17 protein-coding genes are annotated in these 21,093 nt (G+C 38.1%); 6 read left to right on the forward strand and 11 right to left on the reverse strand.

Annotated features, from left to right (window positions below):
- Window positions 1–6: 6 nt before the first annotated feature.
- Genes nspC through U0R10_RS04265 form a run of 4 tightly spaced genes read right to left on the reverse strand, consistent with a single transcriptional unit; the run spans window position 7 to window position 6,231 of the window.
- The gene (gene nspC, locus U0R10_RS04250; RefSeq protein WP_377983010.1) at window positions 7–1,143 is read right to left on the reverse strand and encodes a carboxynorspermidine decarboxylase; all 1,137 of its coding nucleotides are present in this window, start codon (window positions 1,141–1,143) and stop codon (window positions 7–9) included.
- 2 nt (window positions 1,144–1,145) lie between these two features.
- Complete coding sequence (locus tag U0R10_RS04255) at window positions 1,146–2,360, reverse strand: saccharopine dehydrogenase family protein (protein ID WP_377982707.1); 1,215 nt, start codon at window positions 2,358–2,360, stop codon at window positions 1,146–1,148.
- A gap of 54 nt (window positions 2,361–2,414) precedes the next feature.
- On the reverse strand, window positions 2,415–2,930 hold the full coding sequence (locus U0R10_RS04260) for a C40 family peptidase (protein WP_377982708.1): 516 nt from the start codon (window positions 2,928–2,930) through the stop codon (window positions 2,415–2,417).
- Window positions 2,923–6,231 carry a UvrD-helicase domain-containing protein gene (locus U0R10_RS04265; protein WP_377982709.1) on the reverse strand — a complete coding sequence of 1,103 codons (3,309 nt, stop codon included), beginning with the start codon at window positions 6,229–6,231 and terminating at the stop codon, window positions 2,923–2,925. Before U0R10_RS04265 ends, U0R10_RS04260 begins: the two co-directional genes overlap by 8 nt.
- A gap of 110 nt (window positions 6,232–6,341) precedes the next feature.
- Here U0R10_RS04265 and U0R10_RS04270 point away from each other — a divergent pair, with 110 nt between their 5' ends.
- Genes U0R10_RS04270 through U0R10_RS04285 form a run of 4 tightly spaced genes read left to right on the forward strand, consistent with a single transcriptional unit; the run spans window position 6,342 to window position 12,075 of the window.
- A complete protein-coding gene (locus tag U0R10_RS04270; protein WP_377982710.1) occupies window positions 6,342–7,991 on the forward strand; it encodes a CTP synthase in 1,650 nt (549 codons plus the stop codon).
- 3 nt (window positions 7,992–7,994) lie between these two features.
- Window positions 7,995–9,809, forward strand: coding sequence for a membrane protein insertase YidC (gene yidC / locus U0R10_RS04275; RefSeq protein WP_377982711.1), 1,815 nt, complete (start codon window positions 7,995–7,997; stop codon window positions 9,807–9,809).
- Window positions 9,809–11,098 (forward strand): glutamate-1-semialdehyde 2,1-aminomutase, encoded by a 1,290-nt coding sequence (gene hemL, locus U0R10_RS04280; protein ID WP_377982712.1) that lies wholly within the window; start codon window positions 9,809–9,811, stop codon window positions 11,096–11,098. The genes yidC and hemL overlap by 1 nt, the downstream gene beginning before the upstream one ends.
- 2 nt (window positions 11,099–11,100) lie before the next feature.
- The gene (locus U0R10_RS04285) at window positions 11,101–12,075 is read left to right on the forward strand and encodes a glycosyltransferase family 2 protein (protein ID WP_377982713.1); all 975 of its coding nucleotides are present in this window, start codon (window positions 11,101–11,103) and stop codon (window positions 12,073–12,075) included.
- Here U0R10_RS04285 and rfaD read toward each other — a convergent pair.
- Complete coding sequence (rfaD, locus tag U0R10_RS04290; protein ID WP_377982714.1) at window positions 12,053–13,018, reverse strand: ADP-glyceromanno-heptose 6-epimerase; 966 nt, start codon at window positions 13,016–13,018, stop codon at window positions 12,053–12,055. The two genes, U0R10_RS04285 and rfaD, sit on opposite strands and share 23 nt — an antisense overlap.
- A gap of 115 nt (window positions 13,019–13,133) precedes the next feature.
- On the opposite strand from rfaD, the gene U0R10_RS04295 reads away from it, so the two are divergent.
- Window positions 13,134–13,556 carry a 6-pyruvoyl trahydropterin synthase family protein gene (locus U0R10_RS04295; RefSeq protein ID WP_377982715.1) on the forward strand — a complete coding sequence of 141 codons (423 nt, stop codon included), beginning with the start codon at window positions 13,134–13,136 and terminating at the stop codon, window positions 13,554–13,556.
- Window positions 13,557–14,651, forward strand: coding sequence for a lipid-A-disaccharide synthase (lpxB, locus tag U0R10_RS04300; protein ID WP_377982716.1), 1,095 nt, complete (start codon window positions 13,557–13,559; stop codon window positions 14,649–14,651). It begins immediately after the preceding gene.
- Here the strand turns inward: lpxB and U0R10_RS04305 are convergent.
- The 6 genes from U0R10_RS04305 to U0R10_RS04330 all read right to left on the reverse strand — a co-directional run bounded on the left by U0R10_RS04305 (window position 14,630) and on the right by U0R10_RS04330 (window position 21,089).
- Window positions 14,630–15,199 carry a 1-acyl-sn-glycerol-3-phosphate acyltransferase gene (locus tag U0R10_RS04305; protein WP_377982717.1) on the reverse strand — a complete coding sequence of 190 codons (570 nt, stop codon included), beginning with the start codon at window positions 15,197–15,199 and terminating at the stop codon, window positions 14,630–14,632. The genes lpxB and U0R10_RS04305 overlap by 22 nt on opposite strands.
- Complete coding sequence (locus tag U0R10_RS04310; RefSeq protein ID WP_377982718.1) at window positions 15,189–15,806, reverse strand: HAD family hydrolase; 618 nt, start codon at window positions 15,804–15,806, stop codon at window positions 15,189–15,191. The genes U0R10_RS04305 and U0R10_RS04310 overlap by 11 nt, the downstream gene beginning before the upstream one ends.
- Before the next feature lie 4 nt (window positions 15,807–15,810).
- The gene (locus U0R10_RS04315; RefSeq protein WP_377982719.1) at window positions 15,811–16,767 is read right to left on the reverse strand and encodes an acetyl-CoA carboxylase carboxyltransferase subunit alpha; all 957 of its coding nucleotides are present in this window, start codon (window positions 16,765–16,767) and stop codon (window positions 15,811–15,813) included.
- Between the two features lie 34 nt (window positions 16,768–16,801).
- Window positions 16,802–18,226: an MBL fold metallo-hydrolase RNA specificity domain-containing protein gene (locus U0R10_RS04320; RefSeq protein WP_377982720.1), complete on the reverse strand. Its 1,425-nt coding sequence runs from the start codon at window positions 18,224–18,226 to the stop codon at window positions 16,802–16,804.
- A 72-nt stretch (window positions 18,227–18,298) separates the two neighbouring features.
- The gene (locus tag U0R10_RS04325; RefSeq protein WP_377982721.1) at window positions 18,299–19,336 is read right to left on the reverse strand and encodes a DUF6807 domain-containing protein; all 1,038 of its coding nucleotides are present in this window, start codon (window positions 19,334–19,336) and stop codon (window positions 18,299–18,301) included.
- Window positions 19,337–19,412: 76 nt separating this feature from the next.
- On the reverse strand, window positions 19,413–21,089 hold the full coding sequence (locus tag U0R10_RS04330; protein ID WP_377982722.1) for a RagB/SusD family nutrient uptake outer membrane protein: 1,677 nt from the start codon (window positions 21,087–21,089) through the stop codon (window positions 19,413–19,415).
- Between the last annotated feature and the right edge of the window lie 4 nt (window positions 21,090–21,093).

A 21,093-nucleotide genomic window follows, 5' to 3' on the forward strand; every position in this document is an offset into this window, starting at 1 on the left:
CTTTTTTTATAGTCTATCCTTAAAAGATTCATATCCAAAATGTTTGAATCGAACATATTCTCCAGTTCGATCAATCATACCAATATCAGGTAAATTAACCCCATTAAATGTAGTCGTTTTTACCATGGTATAATGAATCATATCTTCTAAAATGATTTCATCTCCAATTTTTAGTGGCTCTTCAAAAGAATAATCGCCGTAATAATCACCAGCTAAACACGTCATCCCACCAAATCGGTACGTAGGTTTACCCGCCACAGGCTCCATCGAAGCCGAGCGAATACGCGGTTTATATGGCATTTCCAACGTGTCTGGCATGTGCGCCGCAAATGAAACATCCAATATAGCTACATCAATACCAGCAGAATGTACTATATCGAGAACAGTGGACTTAAGAAAACCAGTTTGCCAGCCCACAGCTGAACCTGGTTCTAGAATAATATCTAAATTTGGATACTTAGCTTTGAACTTCTTTAACGTTTCAATTAAATGATCGACATCGTAATCAGCTCGTGTAATTAAATGTCCACCACCTAAATTCAACCACTTTACTTGATTCAACAAATCGCCAAATTTGGCATCAATTACATCTAGTGTTCTAGAAAGTACAAATGAATCATTCTCACACAAAGTATGCGAATGTAGTCCTTCAATTCCCTCAGGTAACGTATCGCCTAAATCACCCCGACGAATACCTAAGCGGGATCCTGCGATACATGGATTATACATATCAGTTTCTACTTCCGCATATTCGGGATTAATACGAATACCACACGAAATGCCATTCGACTTGGCTTTAAGGGCAAATTGGCCAACTTGATTAAGCGAATTAAATGTCATATGACTGGCATACTGCATAAATTCGTCAAACTCGTTCGGTAAATAAGCTGGAGTGTATGCATGACACTTCTCCCCCATTTCTTCGAAAGCTAAACGAGCTTCGTTTAATGAACTCGCAGTAGCTCCAGCTAAATATTGTCGGATTAAAGGAAATACATGATAGAATGAAAATCCTTTTAAGGCGCAAATTATATCCACATTAGCTTCTTGCTGTACGCGCTGAAGCAATGTCAAATTATTTATGAGTAAAGATTCTTCAAGCACATAGGCAGGAGAATGAATAGCAGGATATTGAACAGCCATCATTAGTATGTATGAGGCAATTCACCATTAACCTCCTCATTCCATGGCAAACCATGCACATTTAAAAGTTCCATAAACGGATCAGGATTGAACTCTTCCACATTGTATACACCCGGTTTAAACCAAGTTCCCTCACACATTAATGAAGCACCAATCATCGCTGGAACACCCGTGGTGTAAGATACTCCCTGAGCTTGAACCTCCTGGTAACAATCCGCATGATGGCAATTATTATAGACGTAATACGTCCTATCCTTTCCATCTTTAACACCCTTGATCTGACAACCAATGGATGTTTGTCCTGAATAATTCTCTCCTAAGGTACCCGGCTCCGGTAACACTGCCTTTAAGAACTCTAAAGGCACAATATCCATCCCGTTAAACTTAATTGGCTTAATGGATGTCATTCCGACATTTTGTAAAACTTCCAAATGTGTCAAATAAGCTTGCCCAAAAGTCATCCAAAAACGAGCCCGCTTAAGCGTTGGGAAATTTTTGGTCAATGATTCTAACTCCTCGTGATATAACAAATACGATTCCTTCGGGCCTATGTTAGGATAAGAAATCGGCTTATGAATGGACATCGCCTCAATTTCAACCCATTCACCATTTTCCCAATACTTACCTTTCTGAGTAATTTCACGAATATTAATTTCAGGATTAAAATTCGTAGCAAAAGCCTTTCCATGATCCCCTGCGTTACAATCGATGATATCGAGGTAATGCATTTCATCAAAATAATGTTTGTTGGCATACGCCGTATAAACACCCGTCACCCCTGGATCAAAACCGCAACCCAACAACGCCATCAAACCAGCTTCTTTAAAGCGATCTTGATATGCCCATTGCCATGAATATTCAAATTTAGCTTCATCTTTCGGCTCATAATTAGCCGTATCCATATAATGAACACCTGTAGCTAAACAAGCATCCATAATGGTCAAATCCTGATATGGGAGAGCCACATTGATAACCATAAATGGCTTCTCTTTTGTAAATAAGTCAACTAAAGCTGGTACGTCATCAGCATCAACTTGTCGCGTTTGGATGGCAGTAGGCAAACCAATCTGCTTTGCTTCGGCGGCAATCGCATCACATTTTTTTAATGTACGTGAAGCTAAAATTACTTCAGAAAAAAATGCTGGATTCATGGCACATTTCTTTGCCACTACATTTCCTACGCCACCAGCTCCAATAATTATTACTTTTTTTCCCATGATTTATTTAAAAAAGAATGCAAAAATAACCCAACAAGCGCTAGAATCAAACAATCAATTTGAATTATTTTTAAAGGGACGAATCGCTTTATCGAATGCCTTGAACCAATAATTCGCATATAATTGATCCGAGCGTACCCCTTTACTCGTACTTGAATGCATGAATTGGACATCTTGATCCCCATTTACTTGAATCACTAATCCAATATGATTAATACTAGAAGAACCATTGGTGCGAAAAAATAACCAATCTCCTTTCTGAATCTTGTTCATAGGAATTGATAAACCAAAAAGAGCTTGCTGAACGGATGATCGTGGTATACTGTAGTTGTTATCTACATACACACGAAATAACAAACCAGAACAATCCATTCCATTTTCATTTGAACCACCTCCTGCATAAGGAACGCCTTGATAACGTTTGGCCGATTTAATTAATTCATCAATTTCATCGGTATTAAATTGACCTGCAAGCGAGCTATTAGATTCAAAGAAAGAACGAACATTACGAATGGATTGACAACCCACGAACAAAAAACCAACTATAACCAGGGCAATGAACCTATACATAAACCGTCGTAAAATCATCTAAGTAAAGTAAAACAGCAGGACCTACTTCTTGTCCTAGTTGGGCTAGTAAAGTTTTATAGCGACCAATCTGTTCTTGATGCTCCTCTTTACGCTTACCAGTCTTAAAATCTACAATGATACTTTTGCCTTCTCTACGTATGACACGGTCCGGTCTAAAAATAGAACCATCAGGACTGAGGATATCTCGTTCAACAAAAAATAATTCATGATCTATAAATAACTGCCCGAGCGAAGCATCGTTCATAACTTGATCGACCAATATCCTTATATCATCATCCAAATATTGAAAAATGGTTGTTTGGTTATCAGACCAATATTGAACCCCACGTATTTGAGCAAGAATATGATGTAAATATTCACCTTGTGACCGCTTCGCTTTACTTTGCGTATATAGATCTGCGGATTTAGCTTGCAATCTAAATTCGGGTGCTGCAACTAATTCAACTTGTAAATTCACATTCCGGTCAATCTGATGTACAAAAGACTTGGAAACATATTTAATCTGTTCAGCCTCAGTCAGTTTATAATAATCTGTTAGCTCACTATACAATCCTTCCAGATAAGTAGGCAATGAATCGGCTTTTTCTGATGTATTTAAAGCAAATTGAACCAATATTTCTGCGAGCGAATCCCGATACATTTGCTGCGTTTGATGCGGAGTATCTTCATCGGGCAATGTGGTCAAAATATGTAGACGTTGTTTGGTACGCGTAAAAGCTACATACATCATGTTGAGCGAATCCAAGAAAATACTATGCTGCTCCTCTACACTTTGACTTTTCAATTCACTCACATCTGCAATTTCTTTAGCCGCTACCTTACCGTATGTATATAAAAGTTTATGATCATTCAACTCCAATTCTGGAATGCTCGAATCAGCTAGGTTATACCAAATACGCTCATGATTAGCTTGATGCGTCCAATTAGCAAAAGGTACGATGACAACTGAATATTCTAAACCCTTTGATTTATGAATACTAGTGATTGTAATCGCATTAAAACCTTCAGGACTAGAAATGGTCATTGTCCCTTTATTTGCCTCATAATAATTTAGAAATTCATGCAAATCTTCCGATTTAGTCATCAAAAATTCCTGTATGACATCTAGTAATTTCAGCAAATACTCTGCCCCTTCTTGCTGATTAAAGAGTTCAAAATGATCAATAACTGCATATACTGTTTGAATCAAGGTAAACTCATTAAATTCATCTACGGTAATTGGCCAATCCACAAATTTGAATACTTGCTCCAAGTTTGAGTCTGAACGCTTCATTTCAAATTTAATATCGGCCACCTGTTCCGGCGTGATTATTTCATTCTTTAAAGCTAGCGTTTGAAATAATAATTCAAGCGCTAAAAATTCATTTTGGGGATTCGCTTTCAGCTTAAGAAAAGCAATGATAATACTGACCAGATTTGAATAATGAATTAATAAGGAATCGGAAGAAATTACCGGATATCCCTTTTCCTTCAGTTGAATAGCTAAGAACCTAGCGTGTTTATTCTTTCGCGTCAGAATAGCTATATCTGCAAACGAAAAACCTAAACGCATATTCTCTTCAATCTGATTTACAACCTGCGCTAACATCCAAATTTGCTCCAGATCTTTTGACTCAGCATCTAATTTGGGTTTTCGCATGACGGTTAAGTCAACTGAACCCGTAAACTTGTCGGCATTAACGCGAGGAATTTGCGTCAGCAATTCCCCATAAATTGGTTTAATCAAATCTGATTGCACCGTATAATATTCTTGTTCAGCAATCCAGTTAAAAAATGTATTATTGAAGTTTACAATTTCAGCAGCGCTTCGGTAATTATAGGCTAAATTCTCTGTATCGATAGCATCCAACAAATAATCATAACGCTCCTCATCAAAAGAGCCTTGGTTAAGCTTAGATTGCACAATAGATTTATCCGATTGGGCGAGGGAAGCAATAAGGCCAACTTCACCCCCTCTGAATTTATAGATGGATTGTTTGGCGTCGCCAACTAACAAGTTCTGATGACCTAATGATACCGAATTCTCCAATAAAGGCATGAAATTTTGCCACTGTAGCATGGAGGTATCTTGGAATTCATCAATCAAAATATGCGTATATCGATCCCCCAATTTTTCATAAATAAATGGAACCGGATCATTAGCAATCACTTGATACAATCTTTTTGAAAACTCAGAAATGGAAACAGCGGAATTTTCATTTTGATATTCAATTAGTTCCTCTGAAATAGAGGCCAACAAAGCTATTTTCTTAATATCACGTGCAATCCAACCAAGGAGTAAGTTTCTTCTATAGTTAGCCTCATAGATATCGACAAATGAAAGTCCAATTGACTGCAACGAATCAGCCAAATCATTAATTTCTGATGCAGACTTTTTATCTATTTTACTGGCAGCCCATTGATTAGACTCTAACGATTTTTTCAATGAAGTGAATACAAAATCACTCGGTTTTTTAGACGACAGAAATTTTCTAAAATAATGAACTGAACTATAACGTCCCCCACTAAAATAATCATCTGGAAATTGAAGTGGATCTATGTAACGAATAAACTCTTGAGCAATTTCTACTAATTGATCTTCGATCGACCGAATTTGATTTCGAATTTGGCTTTCAATCTGCCTAAAATCATCCATGGAAAACACATCCATGTGCGGTTTAATTTGATGATATGACTCATCTAAACAGATACGCAAAAACTGATGTAAATTACTACGCAACAAATTCCACGACCGGCCTTCGGAAACCTCTGCTTTCGCAAAATCAATTAATAAGTCGGTGAGAATTGGGTCTCCTAGTCGGTTTACTTTATCCAACAATTGATCGATCAACTGATCCACCAAACCATTAGAATCCAGGATAACTTCAAATTGGCTTGGTAAATTAAGTTCCTCAATAAAGGTTGAGCTCAGTCGTTGAACAAAACTATCGATCGTCATCACAGAAAATAAACCGTAGTCTTGTAAAATCTGTTGAAGAGCAACGAACGCACGCTTGGAAATTTCTGCCTGAGTTAGATTCATTCCTTCTTTTTGAAAATCAGCAAAAACTAAATCTAAAATCTCTTGATCACTGTGCGTTTGCGGATTTGAAATACCATGTAAAAACTCAATAATGCGGGAACGCATTTCTTCAGCAGCTTTAATTGTAAACGTAACGGCTAAAATGCGGCGAAAATATCCGCGACGATCCTCTTCTCTCAACGCTAATTTAATATACTCTAAGGTTAGTGTGAATGTTTTCCCAGAGCCCGCTGATGCAGAAAAGAGTTTTATGGACATAGATTAATCAAAAATTCGAGACGAATGCAAGATAAAATAAAAATAGGATTAATTCGGTGTGGTAATTATTCCTATCTTTGTTTCCCGTAACCAAATAATGAATTATTCGAATGTCTGGCAAGGGATCTATTAAAAAATCAAAGTATATTTTCGTTACGGGTGGCGTAACCAGTTCACTCGGAAAAGGCATCATCGCCTCTTCACTTGCCAAACTCCTACAAGCTCGCGGATTAACCTGTACCATTCAGAAATTCGACCCATATATCAACATTGATCCAGGAACGTTAAATCCTTATGAACATGGGGAATGTTATGTAACGAATGATGGAGCAGAAACTGATCTAGATTTAGGGCATTACGAACGTTTCTTAAATACTCCAACAAGTCAGGCGAATAACATTACGACAGGACGTGTCTATCACAATGTGATCACTAAAGAACGCAGAGGCGATTATTTAGGCAAAACCGTTCAAGTGGTTCCACACATCACGGATGAAATCAAGCGTAATATTTTGATTTTAGGTGAAACAGGAAAATTCGATGTAGTCATTACAGAAATTGGCGGTTGCGTGGGTGATATTGAATCTTTACCATTTATTGAAGCTGCACGTCAGTTAAAATGGGATTTAGGAGAGAAAAACACACTATTTATACACCTGACATTAGTTCCCTATTTAGCATCAGCTGGGGAATTAAAAACAAAACCAACACAACACTCCGTAAAACAATTATCTGAATCAGGTATTCAACCTGATATACTTGTTTGCCGTACAGAACATCCACTTCCACAAGAAATGAAAAGGAAAATAGGCCTTTTTTGTAACGTGAGTGAGCAAGATGTCATTGAGGCTAGAGATGCGGAAACAATCTATGATGTTCCTATGTTGATGAAACAAGAACGCCTAGACAGTCGTGTACTTTATAAACTAGATATATACAACGATAAAGACAGTAATTTATCAGCTTGGACTAAGTTCTTAGACAAGTTGAAAAATCCAAAGTTTGAAATTACCGTTGGCCTAATTGGTAAATACGTTGAATTAAAAGATTCGTATAAATCAATTGCTGAAGCATTTATACATGCCGGCGTAGCGAATGAAATTAAGGTAAATGTCAAATGGATATCGTCTGAAACGATGGAGGATGTTGACGTAGCAGAAGCATTAACTGGATTAGATGGAATTCTTGTTGCTCCTGGCTTTGGAGAAAGAGGTATTTTAGGTAAAATTAATGCTGTTAAATATGCACGCGAGAATAACATTCCATTCTTAGGTATTTGTTTAGGAATGCAATGTGCCGTCATTGAATTTGCGCGTAACGTCGTAGGATTAACAGATGCACATTCGTTTGAAATGAATTCAGAAACACCTTATCCGGTCATTGATTTAATGAAGTCACAAAAAGACGTGTCGGAAAAAGGTGGGACCATGCGCTTAGGTGCCTATTCTTGTAAAATCGAAAAGGGCACGATGGCTTATAAAATATATGGTAAAACATCCATTCAAGAGAGACATCGCCATAGATACGAGTTTAACAATGACTATTTAGCTCAATTTCACCAAGCAGGAATGGTGACATCCGGAATTAATCCAGAAGCTGATTTAGTTGAAATTGTGGAATTGCCGAATCATCCATTTTTTGTGGGTGTTCAATTTCACCCTGAGTACAAATCTACGGTAGAGGCTCCCTCTCCTATTTTTGTGCAGTTTATTAAGGCTGCGTACCAACATGCAGTTCCATTCATTAAAAATTCAAAATAGATTATGGATAAGAATTCAATATCAGGTATCGTCTTAATTATGGCCATGTTACTTGGCTATCAATATTTCTTTGCACCAGTCGAGCCTGTAAAAACAGAAACTGTTGCTAAAAAGGAGGAACCTGCCAAAGCAAAAGTATCACCAGCTATTCAAACTAAAGCAACAGTAACATCCGATTCAAGTATTCAAGTAAAAGAGCAATTGGTTAAACTTGAAAATAAAAATCTGATCGTAACACTTTCTAATTATGGTGGTAAAATTGTATCCGTACAGTTAAAGAATTACCGTAGTTACGCTGTATATAATGCAGGCAAGACTGACGGCCTTTACATGTTTAATGCATCTAAAGATCAATTTGATATTGAAATCCCAACTGGTACTTCGAAGATCAAATTGGCAGCTTTAGCCTATGAAGTCCAACAGAACAAAGGGAACGTAATTTTCACAAGTACTTTACCGACAGGCAAAAAAATCTCTCAAACATATACATTGGCGGATGACACCTTCGAACTTGGATATACAATAGACGCTAAGGACGCAGCTAGCCTAATCACTGGCGCTGAATATTCAATTCATTGGAAGGAAAACCTAGTTCAAAACGAGAAAGATATCAATGAAGAGCGCAAGGCTACGATTAATTACTTGCTCACTGAAGATGAGGAATTTGATAATTTATCTGAAAATCCAGGTTCCATTGAAGCAGAGAATTTGACAAAATCAACGCAATGGGTTGCATTCAAAAAGAAGTATTTCCTAACAGGTTTAATCCCACAAGGATTTGAAATTAAAAAGGCTAACCTAACAAGTACACCTAACTTAACCGATTCTTTACACATTAAAACGTTAGATGCCCAATTAACCGCGTCAACGCAAGATTTGATTCAAGGTAAATCAGCCTTCAAGTTTTATTTTGGACCTAATGATTATTCAATCATTAAAACCGTTGCCCCATCGTTTGGGAAAAATGTTAAGTTGAGTTATGACTTTTTATTACCAATCACCAAATACATATTCGTTCCTTTATTTGACTTTTTGGAGAGTATCGTATCTAATTACGGATTACTAATTATACTCTTAGTATTAATCATCAAAACCGCCTTATTGCCTTTGACATATAAATCGTATGTTTCTATGGCTAAAACGCGGATTTTGGCTCCTGAAATCGCTGCAATTAAAGAGAAAATTGGCGATGATCCAGCAAGAGTACAACAAGAAACCATGAAGCTTTACGGTGAAGTAGGTGTCAATCCATTAAGTGGATGTGTTCCTGTTTTAGCGACGATGCCTGTTTTGATGGCTGTATTTATGCTCTTCCCAAATTTGATAAATCTTCGTCAGGAATCATTTCTGTGGGCAAATGACTTATCTACATTTGATTCGATTTTAACCCTCCCTTTTGCGATACCGTTTTATGGTACTCACGTCAGTTTATTCTGTTTATTAATGACGGCGTCTCAATTAGCTTATGGTTATTATAATAATCAGATTACGCCAGATCAACCGGGCCAACCGATCAACATGAAAATGATGGCCTACATTACACCTGTGATCTTTATGTTTGTGATGAACTCGTTCTCTGCAGGTTTAAGTTTCTATTATTTTGTATCCAATTTGGTTACGATAGGCCAACAATTAGCGATTCGCTACTTTGTTAATGAAGATAAGATCAAAGCTTTATTAGATGCTAATCGCATCAAAATTGCTGCAGGAGGTGGCGCTAAAAAATCACGTTTCTCTCAATATCTTCAAACGCAATTGAAGACGATGGAAGAACAACAAAAAGCAACAGCCACACAAAAGAAAACAAAAAAGAAATAATGGGTTCACTGAGTTCTAGCTATTTTGAAAAAGCAAAAACATTAATTCCTGGTGGAGTTAACTCACCCGTACGCGCATTCAAATCAGTTGGCGGCACTCCCGTTTTCATGAAATCGGCAAAAGGGGCCTATTTACATGACGTAGATGGCAAATCCTATATTGATTTAATTGGTTCTTGGGGACCTATGCTTTTTGGCCAAGCACATCCAGTCATTGAAAATGCAGTAAAGGAAGCATTAAACGATGGATTCTCATTCGGTGCACCTACCTACAAAGAAGTACTAATCGCTGAAAAAATTTGTTCGATGGTTCCATCCATTGAAAAAGTTCGTTTAGTGAATTCAGGCACGGAGGCAACTATGGCAGCTATTCGCCTAGCACGTGCGTACACCAAATGTGATAAAATCATCAAGTTTGAAGGTTGTTACCATGGTCATGGTGATTCATTTCTAATTGCAGCCGGTAGTGGCGTGGCCACATTAGGAACACCAGATAGCCCAGGAGTTACTGTATCTACAGCAAAGGACACGCTTACGGCAGTTTATAACGACTTAGAGTCTTTGCAGCATTTATTTGAAGCAAATATAAACCAAGTTGCAGCGGTAATTATTGAGCCAGTTGTAGGTAATATGGGCCTAGTCATTCCAAAAGAAGGTTATTTAGCTGGCGTTCGTCAGCTCTGTGATCAATATGGAGCTTTATTAATATTCGATGAGGTAATGACAGGTTTCCGCCTATCCCCTAGTGGATATCAAGGAATATGCCATATTCAACCTGACTTAACTACATTAGGTAAAATAATTGGTGGTGGTTTACCTGTGGGCGCTTATGGTGGTAAAGCAGCTATTATGGATATGATTGCACCCGCTGGTCCCGTGTATCAAGCAGGAACATTAAGTGGAAATCCATTAGCCACAACCGCAGGTTTAGCGATGTTAAATCTGATTACAGAGAATTTAGAAGTCTATACCAGACTTGCAGAACAAGGTTTGAAATTAAAAATGGGCATTCGGTCCCAATTAGATGCCTTAGGATTATCCTATACCATCAACCAAATTGGCTCCATGTTCACCTTGTTTTTTACAAATCAAGCAGTCAATAATTTTGCAGATGCCAAAACCTCGGATGCAACATTATACGGTAAATACTTCCATGGCATGCTTGAAAGAGGAATATACCTTCCTCCATCGCAATACGAATCTTGGTTTATTTCAGATGCAATTCGGGAGGAAGAGCTGGCTAAAATTTTACAGGCTAGTGAAGAAACACTCCAACAGATGTTTGCTTAACTATGTTATTCAGCATCATCATACCCGTTTACAATCGTCCACAGGAACTTGATGAGCTATTGGCTTGTGTGTCCCAACAAACCTACACAAACTATGAAGTACTCATCATTGAAGATGGAAGTGTTGACAAAGCTGACCTCATTGCTGAAAAGTATGCCAAATCTTTTCCAATCAACTATTTCTTCAAAGAAAACGGCGGCCAAGGTTTTGCCCGTAATTATGCTTTTGAACGCGCTAAAGGTGATTTTTTCGTCATTCTAGATTCAGATGCATTAATTGAACCTAGCTATTTAGCAGAAGTAAAAAAAGGAATAGAGCATCAACAATTAGATCTCTTTGGCGGTCCTGACAAAGACCATAAAAGTTTTACAGCTACGCAAAAAGCCATCAGCTTTGCCATGACTAGTTTATTCACCACAGGTGGAATTCGAGGGAAAGCTAAAAACGTAGGTGGTCAATTTCACCCACGCAGCTTTAATATGGGTATCTCCAGAAAGGTTTGGGAGGCTACGAAGGGTTTTGTTATTACCCGCATGGGAGAAGACATTGAATTCAGCATTCGCTGTATATCATTAGGATTCAAATCCGGCTTAATCCCAGAAGCATTCATCTACCACAAAAGAAGAACAAGCTTCAAGCAATTTTACAAGCAAATACATTTTTTTGGTCGCGCACGAATTAATATCAGTCGGTTTTATCCAAGTGAACTTAAATGGGTACACTTCTTCCCTGCTTGTTACTTTATCTATTTTTGGAATACGATTATTTTAAATATACTTGTACCACCCATAGGTAACCTATTATTCATAGGATTATCCATTTACTGGTTGGCCATTTTTATCGATGCGCTAAAGCAAACAAAAAGCCTTTTCGTAAGTCTTTTAGGATTGGTGGCTGCCAACATACAATTATTGGCCTACGGACAAGGATTTATCGAAGAAAGCCTAAAGAAAATTACCAATACTTCCCAGGAATAAGATAATTCTGTACGTAATCTTTCACACCTGCTTCTAAAGTAAAGAATGGATCCTCGTATCCAATCGATCTTAATTTAGACATATTGGCCTCCGTAAAATATTGGTACGTATCACGAATGTCCACTGGCGTATCGATGTAATTTATTTGAACCGGCTTATTCATGGCCACAAATGTAGATGTACCTAATGCATTAAATGAACGCGCAATACCTGTACCTAGATTATAAATGCCAGAATTCTTCCGGTGTTCCATTAAAAAGACACAGACAGAAATCAAATCCTTCACGTAGATAAAATCCCGCATTTGCTCTCCATCGGCATATTCCGGTTTATGAGATTTGAACAAACGTAAACTACCCTTTTCTGAAATCTGATTAAATGCATGCCAAATAACAGAAGCCATGCGTCCTTTATGATATTCATTCGGACCATATACATTGAAAAACTTCAGTCCCGCCCAGAAGAAAGGCTTTTCTTCCTGCTGTAGTGCCCAAATATCAAAGTCATTCTTTGAATCTCCATACGGATTTAGGGGCTTTAAATTAGGAATTTGTGATTCATTATCATCATAGCCTAACTCACCTAAACCATACGTGGCAGCCGAAGAAGCATAGACCAAAGGAATCTGATAATCAATACACTTTTGCCAAACCATTTTTGAGTAATTGACATTCAATTCATCAAAAATTGATTTATCAAACTCCGTAGTATCGGTACGAGCACCTATATGAAAGAAAAACTCTACTTCACGGTAATGCTGATCCAGCCAGGTGGCCAACTCAGTTCGCTCGACACGTTCTTTAATCTTTTTGCCTTCAAGATTCTTATTCTTGGCTGGAAAGGAAAAATCATCCACCGCAATAATGTAATTAAAATTAAGTTCATTTAATCGAGCGATTAAACAACTTCCTATAAATCCTGCGGCACCAGTGACAATGATCATATAAACGTATTAAAAAACAAATTTAAGCATATTCTAAATAGCTTTTGTACCTTTGTGGAATAATTGGATTGTCTGCTAATGTTTTCCCAGACATCCGTCACACAAACTGAAAACAATGGTATACGTAATCCGTAAGGAACATTTCAACGCCGCTCACCGCCTATTCAACCCTGCCTGGAGCGAGGAAAAAAATCAAGAAGTCTTTGGTCTTTGTGCAAATAACAACTGGCATGGACATAATTTTGAGTTAATTGTAACCGTAAAAGGCAAACCCAATGTAGATACCGGATTTGTCTTTGATTTAAAACAACTTGGCGACATCATCAAGAAAGAGATCATCGACAAAGTAGATCATAAAAATTTGAATCTAGATGTTGATTTCATGGAGGGTAAATTAGCAAGTTGTGAAGTGCTCATCATGGAATTTTGGAAAATATTAGCTCCGGCTATTAAAGCCGTTTCCCAAACTGCCGAATTGCACAAATTGCATCTTATTGAAACCAACAAAAATTCCGTCGAATACTACGGTGAGGACTAAATGAAGTATTTTATTTTAGCTGGGGAGAAATCAGGTGATTTGCATGGATCTAATTTAATCCGTGAAATTCTCCTATTAGACCCAGAAGCTAAAATTATGGGCTGGGGTGGTGACCTCATGCAAAAAGAAGGTGCTGAAATTCTTATTCATCACACGGAATTAGCCATCATGGGTCTATTAGGTGTAATACAAAACTTAAGTCGACTCAAAGGTTTATTCAGTAAGTTTGGACATCAGATTGAAGACTTCCAACCAGACACCATCATATTCATCGATTATGGTGGCTTTAATCTAAAAGCTGCCCGAATAGCCAAATTAAAAGGATTTCTGACACAATTCTATATCGCCCCCAAAGTATGGGCATGGAATAAAGGGCGCATTGAGGATATTCGAAAATGGGTTGACCAATTATACGTTATCTTCCCATTTGAAGAAAAGATGTTTACAGATTATGGCATTGCTACCCATTATGTGGGTAATCCACTACAAGATGCTGTAAATGCCTTTAAAGAGAGCAAAAAGGAACCTTTAAAATTAAATTCACCCTACATAGCGCTATTACCAGGAAGTAGAAAACAAGAAATTAAAGCGGCTATGCCCGTCTTTGAACAACTTGTTCAGGCAAATCCACAGGTGAATTTTGTGGTAGCAGGTGTGAGTGAATGGAGTGAATTAATCAAACAATCGGGAATAAATTACATCGTAGATAATACCTATCAAGTCGTATCACAAGCTAAAGCGGCCGTAGTAACATCAGGAACCGCTACATTAGAAACAGCCTTGTTACGTATTCCGCAAGTCGTAGTGTATAAAACCGATTGGTTATTTTATTCGTTGGCCAAACTACTAGTCAAGATTAAATTCATCTCCTTAGTCAATATAATTCTAGGCCGTAAAGCAGTTCCTGAGTTGATTCAAACAGCATTTTCAAGTGAACATATCACGGAAAAATTACTACCCCTTTTAAACGAAGAAGATCCAATTAGAAAAGCTCAATTAAGCTCTTATACCGATTTGGAACAAATTATAGGGACCAGTGGTGCCTCCCAAAAAACGGCCGAAAAAATAGTTAACTACACGCGATCAACTAAATAATTCGCAATCCAAGTTTTTTGAACTCCAGGTACTGACTGATAATATTCAGCAATAACTAACTTATCTTTTTCAAAATCTCCCGTTGGAGTAAATGGTTCTCGAATCCGTATCTCCTTATTTACATAGTCAAAACCAATCATGATAATGGGTACATTCGCTTGAACCGCAATGTAATAAAAACCAGTTTTCAGAGCAGCTACATCTTTTCGCGTTCCTTCCGGGGCTAATACGGCATGAAATGATTCTTTTGAATGGTAAATGTCGACAATGGCGCCAACTAAATTATTGTTTTTCGCTCGGTCAACGGGATACCCCCCTAGCCAACTAAACATTCCACCAAAAGGACCATCAAACAATTCCTTTTTGCCCCAGAAATTAATGGGCATATTCATCATCGAGCGCGCTCCAAGTCCAATAGGGAAATCTTTCCAAGTCGCATGCGGACAAACAATAATCAAACTCTTCGGAAGATGCGTGGGTACATCGCCCACTAATTTCCAACCAGATAAGCGAAAAGCTAAATCGAATAATGAAGATTTAATTAACATATTGATGTAAATGATTTCTTATTTGTGTGAATGAAGTTGATGGATTAATTAATACAGCATCCCAACCAAAATCTCGTGCAGATCGCACATTGGCTTGATTATCATCAAAAAACACCACCCGTTGGTTCTGTAATTGGTTGGAATTAACAACTTGTTGGTATATCACTTGATCCGGCTTCGAAACACCCATCTCGTAAGAAAGATGCACCTGATCAAACAAATTAAACAAGGAGTCGTTTGTTAAGAATCGATTGGAATGAATTTTACTCGTGTTACTCAGTAAATAAATTGGAAAGCTAGACTTAAGCTCATGAATCAATTCGACTACGTCTGCAGGAAAATCCAAAAGTAAGGCAGAAAAAGCATGATCAAATTCTTCGTCGGTACATTCCATCTGAAAACGAGATCTTAAACGATCTCTAAATTGATCACATGATTCAAGACCTGATTCATAAGGAACCCATAAAGCTTCCTGCTCAGTGATGTAATGAATTTCTTCTGGTGAATAATAAGAAGTGTAGTTGGCAAATGCAGCATACGTTAAATCCAACCGTATGGGCAACAATACATTACCTAAATCGAAAACTACTGCGACGCCAGCTTCCATAAACTTATTCTACGACAACGCCCATCTTACCGAATTTCTCAATTCGCGACATGATGCGTTCTTGTGGATCCATTTTGTTTAAAATGGCTAATTCCTTTTTGATGACTGCTTTAACTAGGCCAACAGCCGCATCCATATCTAAATGCGCACCACCTAATGGTTCAGGAATAATGCCATCAATCAAACCATTTCCTAACATATCGTCAGCAGTAAGTTTTAAAGCTTCAGCTGCTTGCTCTTTATAATTCCAGCTTCTCCATAAAATAGATGAACAAGATTCAGGTGAAATAACAGAATACCACGTATTTTCCATCATTAAGACACGATCACCTACAGCGATGCCCAAAGCACCACCGGAAGCTCCTTCGCCAATTATAATACAAATCACGGGAACCTTTAACATAAACATATCCCGAATATTACGTGCGATGGCTTCTCCTTGACCTCGTTCTTCAGCTTCCAAACCAGGAAAAGCACCTGGAGTATCGATTAAACAAACGATTGGTTTATTGAATTTCTCCGCCATCTTCATTAGGCGAAGCGCCTTGCGATATCCTTCTGGATTCGGCATTCCGAAATTACGCAATTGACGCTGCTTGGTATTCCGACCTTTTTGTTGGCCTATAAACATCACCGATAACTCATCATCAATATTTCCAAATCCGCCTACCATTGCTTTGTCATCTGCCACAGAACGATCACCATGAATCTCGATAAACTCAGTACACATCTTCTCAATATAATCAAATGTGTAGGGACGATCTGGGTGACGCGATAGTTGAACACGTTGCCAACGCGTCAAATTTGCGAAGGTTTCCTTTTTCAATTCTAATATTTTATCAGTTAGCGAGGCAACAGCACTTGTTACATCCACATTATTCTCCAGAGCTAATTTGCGCATTTCAATCAACTTATCTTCTAATTCCGCAATTGGCTTTTCAAATTCTAATAAAGTTCTCATAAGAGGATTTTAAATTCAATACAAAAATAAAAAATTATAGGTCGAAAGTATCGTGCTTCGAAGGTAAAATAACTTCCTTGAATCCAAGTTCGTGAATCTTATCCTTAAATTCCAACATACTTTCTTCTTCACCATGAGATAAAAATATCTTTTTAAGCGATGTAGGATTCTGATCTTTAATAAACCGCAATAGCCCAGTTTGGTCAGCATGGCCAGAAAACACATCTATTTTCCTAATTTGGGCATTTACGCGGTATTCACGATCCTTCACACGAATAACATCTGTACCTTCTAACAGCTGTTTTCCAAGCGTACCTTCTGCCGAGTAACCAATCAACAAAATGGTACAATATGAATTACCAATATTGTCGGCAATATGCTGTTCAACACGGCCACCTGAAATCATTCCAGAAGAAGAAATAATGATGCACGGTTCATGGTAATTCTTAATTGCCCGCGTCTCTTTTTCTGTTTGAAGGAAGACTAAATTCTCTACATCAAAAATATCATCGTATTCCTTGTGAAACGCGCGCGCTTCTGGATTTAGGTAGGAAAGATTCTTACTGTAAATCCGTGTAGAACTACGACCCATGGGACTATCCGTAAACACACGGATAGCAGGAAAATTCTGCTCTTCAATTAAGCGATTGAGCGTATATAAAACAGCTTGCGTCCGACCTACAGAGAAAGCAGGAATAATTAAACGTCCTGGTTTATCAATACATGTCTCCTTGATGATTTTTGCCAAAGCGTCCATCGGCGAAGTCTTATCCTCATGAACACGATTTCCATAAGTACTTTCGCAAACTAGATAATCACAAGCAGGCAAAGGATGTGGGTCTACGTGCAAGGGATAATCAAATCGGCCTATGTCACCACTAAATCCTAACGTTTTTGTTTCACCCTCCTCCGTAATTGAAAAATACACGTGAGCGGCACCAAGTAAGTGTCCAGCTGGAATAAACGTAATTTCAAGACCAGGTTTGATGACAAAGCGCTTGTTGAATTGTAGCGTGACGAAATTGTCGAGAGAATCTTCAACATCTTTTTGAAGGTAGAGGTCGCCCCTACGCAACAAACGATCCATTTGCTTGTGCTTCTTTCTACTTTCGCCTTGCGCGGAACGCAGTCGGCGTAAATGTAGATTGGCTGAATCCATCAAAAGTAATTCGGCTAGTTCAGCAGTAGGTGGCGTACATAATACTTGACCTTCGTAACCTTCTCGATATAACATGGGAATGTTTCCCGAATGATCAATATGTGCATGCGTCAAAACGACTAAATTAATCAGCGATGCATCAAAAGGGAAAAAGGATGTATTTTCAATCGGAGATTCATAATCAATCTCCCGCTCCATATCCGTACCGCAATCAATTAATATTTTATACCCATCTGCTAACTCAAGCAATGACATGGATCCTGTCACTTGTTTGGCAGCGCCTAAGAATTGTAACTTCATAAATTAAAGAAAATAGGGCCTATAAAGGCCCCAATGCACTGCAAAAATACATTATATTTCCTGAAATACGAATTATTTTACCTCCTGGGCAAATTTAGCTTGAGCCTCATCTAATTCAACTTTACTTAAACTACGATCCGCAATTAGCGTACGATAGCGAAATGTCAACTTCTCCCCTTTCTTTAGGCTATAATTTAATTCTGACTTACCATTCGAGAAAACTTTAACACCTAGTGGATTAACGGCAAATAGACCATACCCACGCGCATGCCAATAGGAAGGATAACTCACATTCGCAGGATGATCTAAAATAGCCACATTAACAGTATGCTTATCCAATTCACCCGTCAAATTCATCCATTTAGCCCGTGTGCTCCAAACAGCTTCGCCTTGAATACCTTCACTACTTACATAATTCCCACTGACACCCGTATTATCCATGACAGGTACTTTCGTCTCCACACCATGCGCATCGGTAAATACATCCGGTTTATTAGATGGTATTTCGAGCTGACGCGCTACACGAATCGCAAACATACCATCTTTCACATCTTTAAAGGTAACCATGTCACTTACGGCTGTAAGCGTTGTAATCCGATCAATCACACGAATATCTTTAGATCCTGAAAAGACATAGGTAGTCGTTTCGTCTAACACGCGCTTTCCTGTTCCATCATCATCTACCCATGCTGCTGTAACCACTAATTCACCTGATTTACCTGGTTTCGTAGATACAATCTTTTCGTGCTTGATCGTACCCATTTTATGCGATTGCAACGAAGAAATAATATTGGTTGAGTTGTTCCAATAATCATATCCATTCACATCCTCATAATTCAGCCACATACCTACGTGATGTGGATGATCTACGCGTTCTCCAGCACGTGGAGCCATGGGATATCCACGGGTAATCGTACTTCCTTGCGCAGAGAGTATCGGAAATAGAACAGCTTTTTTGAGTATGGACTCACCGGGGAAATAATAGGAAGTAAAATACTTGCCGCCAACCAAGACATCTACTTTATCCGTTTTCTTATCAAACGTAACGCGATCTTGCGAGAATGATGAAAAAGAAATAAACAGGGAACAAAGAATAACTAAATTTTTCATAGCTAGGGGTTTAAAGTAAAATTCCGGAGAATATTTTCTCCGGAATTATTACAAAAATAAGGAAATCAATTAAATACTAGTATCCTGGGTTCTGAGGAAAACCAGAAGATGTTCCTTCTGCTCTATCAATCTGTAATTGAGGAATAGGTCTCAATACGTGATGTGCTTTGATGAATGGTGCTGCCTGTGGGTTGTGTAATTTAACACGCTCCACTAAGTTACCCCAACGAGCTAAATCGAACCAACGTGATTGCTCACCTAATAATTCACGCTCACGCTCATCCATGACAAAATTCACATTCAAATCACTTGCAGAAATTAACATCGCTGACTCTTTGCCTGGCCAAGCAGCACGACGACGGATAACATTGTATGTAGCGGCTGCATCTGCAGTAGCACCTGAGAAATATTGAGCCTCAGCCAACATCAAATATGTATCAGCCAAACGGAAAGCGATAAAATCACGTCCACCCTCAAATTGTGTACGGTCAACACGTCCACCATCAAAATGCTTATTGATAGCTAAGAAAATACGCTCATCATAACGAGAAGGAACTAAAACTTGATACTTCTTTTTTGCACGCTCAGCTTCAGACATTTCAAAACCTGGCAAGAAAATAGCCGTGTCTCCCAAAGCAAACGTGACAGATTTCTTGGTCAAATCAAAACTCGTATTGTACGTTCCAGGCTTGTTTGACAAATAAGTATCTTTAAATGTCTTCTTGTAACGGCTATCATTCACTCTATCCTTGAACAAAACATCCAACGTATATTTTGTAGGCATGTAGCGCTTAAATGGACGACCATTTTCTGTATCACGCTGCATACCAGGTAAAACGTCATACTCCATACCAAAAAATACGTGCGCATTATTACCACCTGCATTCGTTAATGGATCACGCGTATACTGAATAGACCAAATAACTTCGCTATTTGCTTCATTACCTTGTCTGTGTACATTTGCGAAATCAGGCAATAAAGTAATGCCATAATTTGAAATAACATTTTTCAAACTAGCAATTGCTTTGGCGTAATCATCACCAGCTTTAGCTGAAGAAGTAGCTTTTGTCAAATAAACGCGACCCAATAAATGCTCTGCTCCAGCGCGCGTGATGCGACCGTAATCAGATGAACGCGCTTTATTCTCTAAATCAGGTAAAGCTTCTGTTAAATCTTTGATGATTTGAGCATATTGTGCAGCTACTGTACTACGCTTTACCACTTTTGTTGGCGCTAATGTTTCTGTTAAACGCAAGTCAACACCACCAAATAATTGAGTTAAAATAAAATAATGATGCGCACGAATAAATTTAGCTTCAGCTATACGTTGTTTCTTTATTGACTCTGCTAAACCAGTAACTTTTGGAGCACGTTCAATAATCGCATTACACGTATTGATTCCTTGATAGAAATCATTCCATACCTCTGCTACTTGACCATTACGCGTATCAAAGTCAGTAGTATACGTATTCATAAACTTCCAGCTACCATCTGCACCATTCTGATAAGAATCTGTTCCAAAGATGGTTAGATTCATTCCACGTTCCGTTCCATACCAAGAACGCATTGTTGAATAGGCTGCACTAGTAGCGTCATTCAAACCTTTCGCCGTATTGATATAATCATTACCAATACGCGAAATAACATTCTCTGTTAGCAAATCATTACATGATTGAGTACTCAAAGCAACTACTCCAATCAAACCAATATTTGCTAAAAAACTTAATTTTCTAAAAATTTTAAAGTTTTTCATATCT

The sequence above is a fragment of the Aquirufa avitistagni genome (genome assembly GCF_042715545.1).
Lineage (GTDB): Bacteria > Bacteroidota > Bacteroidia > Cytophagales > Spirosomataceae > Aquirufa > Aquirufa avitistagni.